Genomic DNA, 11,938 nt, shown 5'->3' on the forward strand with positions numbered 1-11,938 from the left:
ACGGAAACGTCACCGCAATTTTTCGGCTTCACGGGACAGGAATAAGAAAAAATTTTTATATTTATAGAACAATTCAAAACCAAAAAAAGTTATGGCAGACGTAAAACGGGTCTATACCTTCGGTAACAAAGAGGCCGAAGGAAACGGCAAAATGCGTGAACTGCTCGGCGGCAAAGGTGCGAACCTTGCGGAGATGAACCTTATCGGCATCCCCGTACCTCCGGGATTCACCATCACCACGGAAGTATGTGCGGAATTCTATAAACACGGCAAAGAGGCCGTGATCAATATGCTCCGCCCCGAAGTCGAGAAGGCAATGCAGAACATCGAGAACCTGACCGGCATGAAATTCGGCGACAAAGAGATGCCGCTGCTCGTTTCCGTCCGCTCGGGAGCACGCGCGTCGATGCCCGGCATGATGGACACCATCCTCAACCTGGGCATGAACGACCAGGCCGTAGAGGCTGTAGCCAAGCGTACGGGCAACCCGCGTTTCGCCTGGGACTCGTACCGCCGTTTCGTACAGATGTACGGCGACGTGGTGCTGGGCATGAAACCCGTATCGAAAGAGGACCACGATCCGTTCGAGGTGATCATCGAGGAGCAGAAGGCCAAGAAGGGCGTGAAGAACGACACCGACCTGACCACCGACGACCTGAAGGAGCTGGTGAAGAACTTCAAGGCCGCCGTGAAGAAGCAGACAGGCGAGGATTTCCCCGCCTGCCCGTGGGAGCAGCTCTGGGGCGCCGTTTGCGCCGTATTCGGCTCGTGGATGAACGACCGCGCCATCCTCTACCGCAAACTCAACAACATCCCCGCCGAGTGGGGCACGGCCGTATCGGTACAGGCCATGGTATTCGGCAACATGGGCGAAAATTCCGCGACGGGCGTAGCCTTCTCGCGCGACGCCGCAACGGGTGAGAACCTCTTCAACGGCGAATACCTGATCAACGCCCAGGGCGAGGACGTGGTTGCCGGCATCCGCACCCCGCAGCAGATCACCATCGAGGGTTCGAAGCGCTGGGCCGTTGCCCAGAAGGTTTCGGAGCAGGACCGCAAGACCAAATTCCCCTCGCTCGAGGAGGTGATGCCCGAAGTCTACAAGGAACTGTTCGACATCCAGCACCACCTGGAGCAGTATTTCAAGGATATGCAGGACATCGAGTTCACGATCCAGGACGGCAAGCTCTGGATGCTCCAGTGCCGCAGCGGCAAGCGTACGGGCGCCGCGATGGTCAAGATCGCGATGGACATGCTGCGCGAAGGTCTGATCGACGAGAAGACCGCCGTACTGCGCTGCGAGCCCGCAAAGCTCGATGAGCTGCTCCACCCGGTATTCGACAAGAAGGCTATCTCCAACGCACAGGTCATCACCAAGGGCCTTCCCGCATCGCCGGGCGCTGCCACGGGTCCCGTCGTATTCTTCGCCGAGGACGCCGAGAAGACACTGGAAAAGACCGGCAAGCGCGCCATCCTGGTCCGCATCGAGACTTCGCCCGAAGACCTGAAGGGCATGCTCGACGCAGCAGGCATCCTGACCGCACGCGGCGGTATGACCTCGCACGCAGCCGTCGTAGCCCGCGGCATGGGCAAGTGCTGCGTATCGGGTGCAGGCGAGTTGCAGATCGACTACAAGGCGCGTACGATCCAGGTGAACGGATTCACCGTGAAGGAGGGCGACTGGATTTCGCTCAACGGCTCGACGGGCGAGGTTTACCTCGGACAGGTAGCCACCATGGCCGCCGACGTGAGCGGCGACTTCGGCCAGTTGATGGACCTCGCCGGCAAATACTCGGTGCTGAAGGTTCGCGCCAACGCCGACACCCCGAAGGATGCCGCACAGGCATTCTCGTTCGGCGCCGAAGGCATCGGCCTCTGCCGCACGGAGCACATGTTCTTCGAGGGCGACCGCATCAAAGCTTTCCGCGAAATGATCCTCGCCGACGACGAAGCCGGACGCCGCGTGGCGCTGGCCAAGCTGCTGCCGATTCAGCGCGGTGACTTCGAAGGCCTCTTCAAGGCCATGAACGGATTCCCCGTGACGGTGCGCCTTCTGGATCCCCCTCTGCACGAGTTCGTACCCCACGACGAGAAGGGCCAGAAAGAGATGGCCGCCGAAATGGGCGTACCCCTTCAGAAGATCGTCGCCAAAGTCGAGTCGCTGGCCGAGTTCAACCCCATGCTGGGACACCGCGGCTGCCGTTTGGGCAACACCTACCCCGAAATCACCGAGATGCAGGCACGCGCCATCATCGAGGCTGCGATGAACGTCCGCGCTGCGGGCATGCCCGTTCACGTGGAGATCATGGTTCCGCTGGTAGGCAACCACAAGGAACTGCGCTACCAGAAGAAGATCATCGACGCTACGGCAAACGAGGTATTCTCGGAGCGTAACGACAAGATCGACTACATGGTCGGCACGATGATCGAGGTTCCGCGCGCCGCCGTGACGGCCAACCAGATCGCCGAGGTCGCCGAGTTCTTCTCGTTCGGAACCAACGACCTGACGCAGATGACGCTGGGCTTCTCGCGCGACGACATCGGCAAGTTCCTGCCCGTATACCTGGAGAAGGGGATCCTGAAAAACGACCCCTTCCAGATCCTCGACCGCAACGGCGTAGGCCAGTTGATCCGCGAAGCCGTACTCAAGGGACGCGGCGTTCGCGAAAACCTCAAGTGCGGTATCTGCGGCGAGCACGGCGGCGAACCTTCGTCGGTAGAGTTCTGCCACTATGCAGGCCTGAACTACGTGAGCTGCTCGCCCTTCCGCGTGCCCATCGCACGCCTGGCCGCCGCACACGCAGCGCTCAACTAAACACGATCCCGGCTCCGGCCGGGGCCGATACGACCCGGAGGTCTGCGCACGATTGTCGCAGACCTCTTTTTTCATTGGGAAAAAAGTCCGGTTCGTTGAATTTATTTGGCCGCCAACGGGAAAATTTCTATATTTGTTTTGGCAAACAGTTTGAATAACGTTTATTCAATATAAAAAAACGGAAAAATGAAAAAGATTCTTTTAACGGCGATTGTCGCACTCTTCGCAGTAACAACGGTATCGGCGCAGGACAAAGGCAACTGGGCGCTGGGACCCCGCATGAACATCTACACCAACACGGGTGACGCCGTGGTCGGTCTGGGTGCATTCGGGCGTTACAGTTTTACGGATAACTGGCGTATCGAACCGTCGCTCATGGCATTGCTCCACAGCGGCTGCTCGATCGACCTGAGCGTCGACGCCCAGTATGTTTTCCACTTGGGCGAAGGCTGGAGCGTTTACCCCGCAGTGGGTTTCACGGCCAACGACATCGGCAAGTGGGCTGCGGGCCTGAACATCGGCGGCGGTTTCGACTTCTCGATCGCCCGCGACTGGGACCTTTCGGCCGGCCTGAAATGGCAGCCCATGTTCGACGACTGGCGTAAAAACCCCGTAGTCATCAGCATCGGCGCGGCTTACAAGTTCTAAGCTCCGATATGCAACGAAAAATCCGGAAACCCTAAGGTTTCCGGATTTTTTGCATTTAAAACGACCGCTCAGCGCTTTTCGTTCACATATACCATCTCGAATATCTTATACCCGATCGGCGCGTAACTGCGCCATGCGGAGCGTTTGACGCTGTAAACAGAAGCCCGTCCCCCGACATAGACCGTCACTTCGGGCAAAGCCCGCTCGTCGAAAAAACCGCAGAGTTTCGATCCGTCGGCATCGAACGTATAGCGGTGCTTCCAGTCTTTTTTCCCGGGTTCGAGGTAGAGTTTTCCGACCGGGCCGGACATCGTCACGGCGCCAGCCGCAAAACGCACGGAATCGGCCGGAACGGCATCGGGCATGCGGCAGGTGAAATTGATCGTGGCACGCCCGCCGCGGTTCTCCTTGTAGGTAATGTCGAACGTCAGGTCGCCTGTCTCGCGGTTCTCGAACAGCGTTACGGGAAAGGTGTGATAAATCACCCCGTCGGCCTCGGCCTTCGACACATAATGACTGCGGATGTTCTGCGCCGAAACCATCGAGGCTCCGGCGATGCATGCGACAGCCAGCAGGAGGCGTTTAGTCACCGTAAACGATGATCGTGTAGATCGTATAGACGCCTACATAGGACTTGGCCTGGTAGTCCACGTGGTGGATGCGCGTGATGCCGGCCTCGCGGGCTGCGGCCTGGATGCTCGCATCGCCCATAGCGACGACACCCACATAACCTTTGGCCTCGGCCGTGCCGACCTTGCTCGATCCGGCGTTACCCGTCACGGCCAGTCCGTCCTTCACGTCGGTATAGATTCCGCCTACGAGGGGCGATTTGACGCATCCGGCAAACATCATTGCAGCGAATGCACATGCGAAAAGTTTTTTCATATTATTTGGTTTTATAGGCACAACGGTATTTGCCCTTCGCCAGGTTCAACAACTTGCCTTTGAGCAGTTGACGGCGAAGCGGTGCGATGCGGTCGGTGAAAACTACCCCTTCGATGTGGTCGTACTCGTGCTGGATCACCCACGCCTTGAGTCCCGTGAACTCTTCGTCGTGCTCGACGAAATCGGTATCCAGGTAGCGCATACGGATCGACAACGACCGCGCCACGTCGGCATGGATGCCGGGGAACGAGAGACAGCCTTCGTTGTAGGTCTTTTTCTCCTCGGAGAAAGCGTAAATTTCGGGGTTGATGAAAGCGCGTTTGTAATCGACACACGACGGATCTTCCTCGGCCCACGGCGTGCAGTCGACGATGAACAGGCGGATGTCCTTGCCGATCTGGGGTGCGGCCAGTCCGACGCCTTCGGCCTCTTCGAGCGTGAGGAACATATCCTCGACGAGTTTTTTCACTTCGGGGTAATCGGGTGCGATCTCCGCACAGCGTTTGCGAAGCACCTCGTCACCGTAAATAACAATCGGGTATATCATAAACTAAAATTCCTTTCTTTTTTTACGCTTTTCGTCAGAACGAGTTGAATTTCGGGCTTCGTGCCGCGGGACACGGATGGGATGTACAAACAGTACCTCCCATTCGGGGCACGCAAGGGAAGTGCGAAATTCAACCGTTATCACGGAAAACGACAGATTCCATATAGGACTGGAGTATAATCGTCGCCGAAATCTTATCCACCAGGGCTTTGTCGCGGCGGGCCATCTTGCCGATGCCGCTTTCGAGCATCGTACGATGGGCCATCACCGAGGTAAAACGCTCGTCGTAAAAGACCACCGTCTTATCAGGATAGGCTTTCCGCAGACGCCCGGCCAGCGGCTCGATAAACCGCCATGTTTCCGACGGCGTTCCGTCCATGCGCGAGGGCTTCCCCACGACTATCGTACTAACGTCCTCGGCGACGAAATATTTTGCCAGCCACGCTTCGAGCCCCTTCGTCTCGACGGTCTCCAATCCTCCGGCGATCAGGCGCAGGGGATCGCTCACGGCAATTCCCGTACGCTTCGTGCCGTAATCTATGGCAAGGATGCGTCTCACTTGTCAGAGGTTTAGCCCAGATTGAGCGTCCAACACCTCATCCGGTAACAGCAGCCAGACGAGGAGCAGTACGATCAAAAATACAAGTAACGCGAACTTCCAAGTCGCATACCATTTTTTCTTTTGCTCCTCCATATACTACATCTACTGATTTTGTTTCTTGAACAGCTTGCGGTAGGAGCACTCCTCGTCGACCATGGCGTGCAGGGCCTCGATCTTGACGCGCTCCTGGGCCATCGTATCGCGGTGGCGGACCGTAACGGTTCCGTCTTCGAGCGTCTGGCCGTCGACCGTCACGCAGAACGGCGTACCGATGGCATCCTGACGACGGTAACGCTTGCCGACCGAATCTTTTTCATCATACACAACATTGTAGTCGTATTTGAGTTCGTCGACGATCTTCCGGGCCACTTCGGGCATGCCGTCTTTCTTGACCAGCGGCAGCACGGCGACCTTGATCGGAGCCAGCGCAGGCGGGAATCTCAGCACGACACGCGAATCGCCGCCCTCGAGCGTCTCTTCGGTATAGGCCGCCGACATCACCTGCAGGAACATGCGGTCCACGCCGATCGAGGTCTCGACCACATAGGGAACATAGCTTTCGCCCGTCTCCGGATCGAAGTACTGGAGTTTCTTGCCCGAGAACTTCTGGTGGCTGCCCAGGTCGAAATCCGTACGCGAGTGGATACCCTCGACCTCCTTGAAGCCGAACGGGAAGTTATATTCGATGTCCGTCGCAGCATTGGCGTAGTGGGCCAGTTTGTCGTGGTCGTGGAAACGGTAGTTGTCGTCGCCGAAACCCAGGGCGCGATGCCAGGCCATGCGGGTGTTCTTCCACTCGTTCCACCACCCCATCTCGGTCCCGGGGCGTACGAAGAACTGCATCTCCATCTGCTCGAACTCGCGCATGCGGAAAATGAACTGGCGGGCGACGATCTCGTTGCGGAAAGCCTTACCGATCTGCGCAATACCGAACGGGATTTTCATGCGGCCCGTTTTCTGGACATTCAGGAAGTTGACGAAGATGCCCTGCGCCGTCTCGGGACGCAGGAAGATCGTATTGGCGCCTTCGGAGGTCGAACCCATCTGGGTCGAGAACATCAGGTTGAACTGACGCACGTCGGTCCAGTTGCGCGTACCCGAAATCGGGCATACGACCTCGCAGTCGACGATGATCTGGCGGAGTTCCGCGAGGTCGTTGGCGTTCAGCGCATCGGCGAAACGCTTGTGCACCTCGTCGCGTTTGGCCTGTGTTTCCACGACACGGGGCGAAGTCTCGCGGTATTTGGCCTCGTCGAAATCGGCCCCGAAGCGTTTGCGGGCCTTCTCAATCTCCTTACCGATCTTTTCATCCTGCTTGGCGAGCCAATCCTCGATCAGTACGTCGGCACGGTAACGCTTCTTCGAATCCTTGTTGTCGATCAGCGGGTCGTTGAAGGCCGACACGTGTCCCGAAGCCTCCCACGTCTTGGGATGCATGAAGATCGCAGCGTCGATACCGACGATATTCTCGTGCAGCTTGACCATCGAATCCCACCAATAACGCTTGATATTGTTCTTCAGCTCCACGCCGTTCTGGCCGTAATCGTACACAGCTCCCAGGCCGTCGTAGATTTCGCTCGAAGGAAACACGAATCCGTACTCCTTGCAATGGGCTACCAGCTTTTTGAAAAGTTCTTCCTGAGTCATCGTATTCTCTATTGTTTACTGATTTTCTAAGCTACAAAAATACAAAATAAATGGTAACGAAGGCTTTTGATACGGATTTTATTTCTATATTTGTATCGGCAGCCTGCGAGGGCCGCCGACATACGACGATAAAAAGCGCATCGGCTTTTTTCTTACAGGTGAAAATTGGACACTTTCGCAGAACAGTAAGGAATTAAGGTGATGCTCTCGCTGTTTTTCAGCGTGGGCATATTCTATTATTCTACTGTTCGGGTCGTCCAATACCTCACTTGTGGATATGGAATTTTGCCTGCGCCTTTTGTTTGCCGGGACGGAAACATCCTTTAAACAAAATAAAAATGAAAACAGCAAAATTCTTCATGGCGTTCATCGCCACCGCGCTGCTCGCGTCGTGCAACGACAAGGACAACGATTATTCGGGCGATTTCGGGCAGATCAAGGTCCCGGACACCCGCCAACTGGAGCAAACCGTCACCGCCGACGAAACGCAGGCGGCTCAGGGCGTAACGTTCACCACCGAAGGAGCCTGGACCTCGACAATCACCCAAACGCGCGCCGAAGCCCCCGACTGGATCACGATCTCGCCCGATCACGGCGATGCCGCAGGCAGCTACACGATCAAAATCACCCTGGATTCCAACAGTTCGGAAGAAACCCGTACGGCAAAGATCGTCATCACGTGCGGCACGTCAAAAATCGAAATCACCGTCACGCAGGAGGGTACGGATAACCCGATCACTCCGACACTGAATTCCCAGATTTCGAAGATCGAATGTTATTACGAGGAGGAAGAGCATCCCGAAAAGAACCGGCAGACAGCCAACTACCATTTCGAGTATGACGACCAGAACCGCGTCACGAAATGCAGTTTCGAGGACCTGGAAAGCCCGTCCGACGGCGACGAGCAGGTGATCACACTCACCTACCCCGACTCCAAAACGCTGAAAATCAAATCGACGGAGGATGACGAGGATGAAGCGTTCACCGTTACGCTCAACAGTTCCGGCTACGCGACCGAAATACGCCGCGACGGAGGTTCCGAACGCTGGACAGTCTCCTACGATTCAAACAACCGTTGTACAGAATGCCGCCAAACCGGGACGGACCAATCGACCGATTGCCCCCGTTCGGCGTTCGACTGGTCGAACGGCAATCTCGTAGCATTCAACTCGTTCAAGGCAAACGGCGACAAAGCACCGGAGTACAGCCACACAATCGCCTACGATACCAACACCACGAACCGGTTCCTGTCCATGAGCCTCGACCTGAACGCCCTGCTGTTCAACGTCAATCCCGGGTTCATCTCCGAATACGACACGATCGGCATCCTGCTGGCCTCGATCAACCGTCTGGGCGTCCACAGCGCCAACCTGACCAAAACAAATCTAATAGAGGAAGAATTTGCAGTCGAGGCGACTCCCGTAGACCCCGATAAACCCGAAGGTCCCCATACCCGCTATTATTACGAAATCCGGCCCGAGAACGAGGTCATCGAATGGGAACAGGACAACGAAGGACGCGTTACGCGGGCATTCTGCACCGCCAGAGTCCAATATATCAAACAGACTCCGGACGGCGAGAAAGAGATGATCTCCGACAAAAGCTACACACGACACGAAACCTACAAGATCTTCTATTGATCGCTCCACTCCAAAGAAACGGACGGTTCCCTTCCCGGGAACCGTCCGTTTCTCTTTTTATCCGCACCGCTCTACCCCATCAGTCCTTCGCGCAGGAACGAAAAATCCCCATCGCGGGCGATAATGATGTGGTCCAGCAGCCGGATGTCGAACAAGGCTGCGGCGCGCGCAACCCGTTCGGTCAGGGCCTTGTCCTGCCCGCTCGCCTCGGGAGTACCCGAAGGATGGTTGTGCACGAGAATAAGCTGCGTAGCGAGCAGTTCCAACGCCCGCTTAACGATCAGCCGGTGATCGACCACCGTACCCGTCACCCCGCCCTGGCTGATGCGGAGGCGCTCGATGACACGGTTCGACGACGTAAGGTAAACTACCCAGCACTCTTCGTAGGAAAGGCGTTCCAACTGCGGCCGGAACAGCCGCACGACATCGTCGCCCGTATTGATGAAGTCGGCCCCTGAAACCCCGGCAGCGGCAGCCCGCCGCCCGAATTCAGCCGCAGCCAGCAGCATCCGTGCGCGTTTCAGCCCCAATCCTCCGACCATGCGCAGGCGGGCTTCGGGCTGGTCGCCGATACGCGCCAGCGAACCGTCGTAGGCCGAAAGCACCACCTCGGCCAATTGGTCGTCCTCGGTGAGCAGGGTCAACAGTTCACGGTCGCTCAGGGCTTCCACGCCCCGGGCCGCCATTTTATCGGTGATATTATTCATCGGCAAGACATTCTGCCCGGACTGCCCCGGACAAGCTATTGTGCGAGTTTATCGACTTTATCCAGCAGCGTGGCGCACTGTTCGTCGCTCATATACTGCGACACGGAGAATGCCGCACGTTGTTCGGCCTCTTTCTTCGAATCCCCGGCGCCGTGGCCCACCTCCATGCCGTCGACCAGCACCGTGCAGTAGAAAACCGGGTGGTTCGAGGCATACTCCTTGTCGTGCTCCGTACGGAATTCGATCCGATGGCGGTTCTTCTGGCTCCATTCGATCAGGCGGCTCTTGAAATCGTTCTCCGACTCGGTCAACTCTTCCAGGTCCAGATGCCGGAAATAGATATTGTTGATCAGCAGCCGGTTGACGAATTCATAGCCCTGGTCGAGGTAAACAGCTCCCATCATCGCCTCGAAGGCGTCGCCGTAGATATGCTTCTGGGCAATGCCCGTACCGCCGTTCGAAATCACATGGGCATCCAGTCCCAGCTTCACGGCCAGCGCATTGAGCGACTGCCGCGATACGATTTTCGACCGCAACTGGGTCATAAAACCCTCGTCCCGGTCGGGGTATTCGATAAAGAGGTAGTCCGAAGTCACGGCCTCGATCACAGCGTCGCCCAAATATTCCAGGCGTTCGTTGTTGATCGCACGGCCGTCCTCCAAAACTAAAGAAGCTGACTTGTGTATCAAAGCCAGCTTGTAAAGTTCGATGTTGTGCGGAATGAACCCGAACAAATCATCGACAATTTTGTAATACTCCCGGTCTCGCCCGAAATTCCGTCGGAAAGGACGCAGCAAAAAGTCAATCACGGCGCGGACGTTACAGGTGTTAGAGTTTGCGGAAAATAACCGTCGAGTTGTGACCGCCGAATCCGAACGTATTGCTCAGCGCGCACTTCACGTCGCGCTTCTGCGCTACATTGAGCGTCAGGTTCAGTTTCGTGTCGATCTCGGGGTCGAGGTTCTCGCAGTTGATCGTGGGGGGCACTACGCCGTGCGTCATCGCGAAGATGCACGCCAGGGCTTCGACAGCACCGGCAGCACCCAGCAGGTGTCCCGTCATCGACTTGGTAGCAGAGATATTGACATTGTAAACATGGTCGCCCAAAACGCCGGCAACAGCCTTCAGCTCAGGACCATCGCCCGCAGGGGTCGAAGTTCCGTGCACATTCACATAATCGATATCCTCGGGTTTGATGCCCGCGTCCTTGATGGCGTCGCGCATCGCCTTCATAGCGCCCTTGCCCTCGGGGTGGGGAGCCGTGAAGTGGTAAGCGTCGGCCGAAGCGCCGCCGCCGATAACCTCGCAATAGATTTTCGCACCGCGAGCCTTGGCATGCTCGTACTCCTCCAGAATCAGCGCTCCGGCGCCCTCGCCCATCACGAAGCCATCGCGGTCCTTATCGAAAGGACGCGAAGCGTGCTGGGGATCGTCGTTGCGCGTCGAAAGCGCCTGCATGGAGTTGAATCCGCCGACCGAAGGTTCGTTGACCGCAGCCTCCGAACCGCCCGTAACCATAACGTCGGCCTTGCCGTAGCGGATGGCCTCCATGGCGGCGGTGATGCCGTGGTTCGACGAAGCGCAGGCCGACACGGTGCAGTAGTTCGGTCCCATGAAGCCATACTTGATGGAGATGAAACCTGCTGCAATGTCGGAAATCATGCGGGGAATAAAAAACGGGCTAAACCGCGGGGTTCCATCCCCTGCGGCCCAGCCCAGACATTCATCGAAGAAAGATTTGATTCCTCCGATGCCCGAACTCCAGATAACGCCTACCTGCTCCTTGTCGATCGTCTCGAGATCGAGAGCCGAATCTTCCACGGCCTGTGTGGCCGCGATCAGAGCGTACTGCGTGAAAAGGTCGTATTTTCGAACCTCCTTACGGTCGAAATACTGGTTCGGGTCGTAATTTTTTACTTCACAAGCGAACTTGGTCTTAAATTTTTCGGCATCGAAATGAGTAATGGGTGCGGCTCCGCTGACTCCCTTCTCCAGATTCGAAAAATACTCCTCTATATTATTACCGAGCGGGTTAATCGTACCGATGCCCGTAACAACTACTCTTCTTCCTGTCATAAATTTAAGGCTTTATTAGCCGTGAAACGTTGTTAAAAGAAAATTATTTCTTGTGTTCCTCGATGTAGGTGATCGCGTCGCCGACGGTAGCGATCTTCTCAGCGTCCTCATCCGGGATCTGGATATCGAAAGCCTTCTCGAACTCCATGATCAGCTCTACAGTGTCGAGCGAGTCTGCGCCCAGGTGGTTGGTGAAGCTTGCTTCGGGGACTACCTCCGACTCCTTAACACCCAGCTTGTCGACGATGATCTCGACAACTTTTGATTGAACTTCTGACATAATTTTAATTTTTTAGTTAAACAATTATTTGGAAATAGTTCTTTTACATTTCCAGAGCAATTTTGCGCAAAAGTAACACTTTTTTTATTACT

The 11,938-nt window shown here is 56.3% G+C and carries 12 protein-coding genes; 3 read left to right on the forward strand and 9 right to left on the reverse strand.

Annotated elements, in window-relative coordinates; genetic code table 11:
- The first annotated feature begins 91 nt into the window (after window positions 1-91).
- Together ppdK and I2E69_RS11880 are read left to right on the forward strand one after the other, a co-directional pair.
- Complete coding sequence (gene ppdK, locus I2E69_RS11875; RefSeq protein ID WP_195461440.1) at window positions 92-2,815, forward strand: pyruvate, phosphate dikinase; 2,724 nt, start codon at window positions 92-94, stop codon at window positions 2,813-2,815.
- A gap of 186 nt (window positions 2,816-3,001) precedes the next feature.
- Entirely contained in the window at window positions 3,002-3,463 is a 462-nt protein-coding gene (locus I2E69_RS11880; RefSeq protein ID WP_195461441.1) for an outer membrane beta-barrel protein, read from the forward strand.
- 68 nt (window positions 3,464-3,531) lie between these two features.
- Here the strand turns inward: I2E69_RS11880 and I2E69_RS11885 are convergent, their stop codons facing one another.
- From I2E69_RS11885 to I2E69_RS11905, 5 genes are all read right to left on the reverse strand, one after another.
- A complete protein-coding gene (locus tag I2E69_RS11885) occupies window positions 3,532-4,053 on the reverse strand; it encodes a hypothetical protein (protein ID WP_317191099.1) in 522 nt (173 codons plus the stop codon).
- Window positions 4,046-4,348, reverse strand: coding sequence for a TRL-like family protein (locus I2E69_RS11890; protein WP_195461442.1), 303 nt, complete (start codon window positions 4,346-4,348; stop codon window positions 4,046-4,048). The genes I2E69_RS11885 and I2E69_RS11890 overlap by 8 nt, the downstream gene beginning before the upstream one ends.
- Before the next feature lies 1 nt (window position 4,349).
- Window positions 4,350-4,895 (reverse strand): peptide deformylase, encoded by a 546-nt coding sequence (gene def, locus I2E69_RS11895; RefSeq protein WP_195461443.1) that lies wholly within the window; start codon window positions 4,893-4,895, stop codon window positions 4,350-4,352.
- 130 nt (window positions 4,896-5,025) lie between these two features.
- Window positions 5,026-5,454, reverse strand: a complete 429-nt coding sequence (ruvX, locus tag I2E69_RS11900; protein WP_195461444.1) for a Holliday junction resolvase RuvX — start codon at window positions 5,452-5,454, stop codon at window positions 5,026-5,028.
- A gap of 144 nt (window positions 5,455-5,598) precedes the next feature.
- A complete protein-coding gene (locus I2E69_RS11905) occupies window positions 5,599-7,143 on the reverse strand; it encodes a glycine--tRNA ligase (RefSeq protein WP_195461445.1) in 1,545 nt (514 codons plus the stop codon).
- Window positions 7,144-7,481: 338 nt separating this feature from the next.
- Between I2E69_RS11905 and I2E69_RS11910 the strand changes: the two genes are divergently transcribed.
- On the forward strand, window positions 7,482-8,783 hold the full coding sequence (locus tag I2E69_RS11910) for a BACON domain-containing protein (RefSeq protein WP_229095490.1): 1,302 nt from the start codon (window positions 7,482-7,484) through the stop codon (window positions 8,781-8,783).
- Window positions 8,784-8,854: 71 nt separating this feature from the next.
- Here I2E69_RS11910 and I2E69_RS11915 read toward each other — a convergent pair whose 3' ends face one another.
- The 4 genes from I2E69_RS11915 to I2E69_RS11930 are packed head-to-tail and all read right to left on the reverse strand — an operon-like array spanning window position 8,855 to window position 11,846.
- Window positions 8,855-9,490 carry a RadC family protein gene (locus I2E69_RS11915; RefSeq protein WP_229095491.1) on the reverse strand — a complete coding sequence of 212 codons (636 nt, stop codon included), beginning with the start codon at window positions 9,488-9,490 and terminating at the stop codon, window positions 8,855-8,857.
- 35 nt (window positions 9,491-9,525) lie between these two features.
- A complete protein-coding gene (gene rnc / locus I2E69_RS11920; RefSeq protein ID WP_195461483.1) occupies window positions 9,526-10,284 on the reverse strand; it encodes a ribonuclease III in 759 nt (252 codons plus the stop codon).
- 34 nt (window positions 10,285-10,318) lie between these two features.
- Window positions 10,319-11,566, reverse strand: a complete 1,248-nt coding sequence (gene fabF / locus I2E69_RS11925; protein WP_195461446.1) for a beta-ketoacyl-ACP synthase II — start codon at window positions 11,564-11,566, stop codon at window positions 10,319-10,321.
- A 43-nt stretch (window positions 11,567-11,609) separates the two neighbouring features.
- Complete coding sequence (locus I2E69_RS11930) at window positions 11,610-11,846, reverse strand: acyl carrier protein (protein ID WP_195461447.1); 237 nt, start codon at window positions 11,844-11,846, stop codon at window positions 11,610-11,612.
- Between the last annotated feature and the right edge of the window lie 92 nt (window positions 11,847-11,938).

This window comes from Alistipes sp. D31t1_170403_E11, assembly GCF_015553985.1.
GTDB classification, from domain to species: domain Bacteria; phylum Bacteroidota; class Bacteroidia; order Bacteroidales; family Rikenellaceae; genus Alistipes; species Alistipes montrealensis.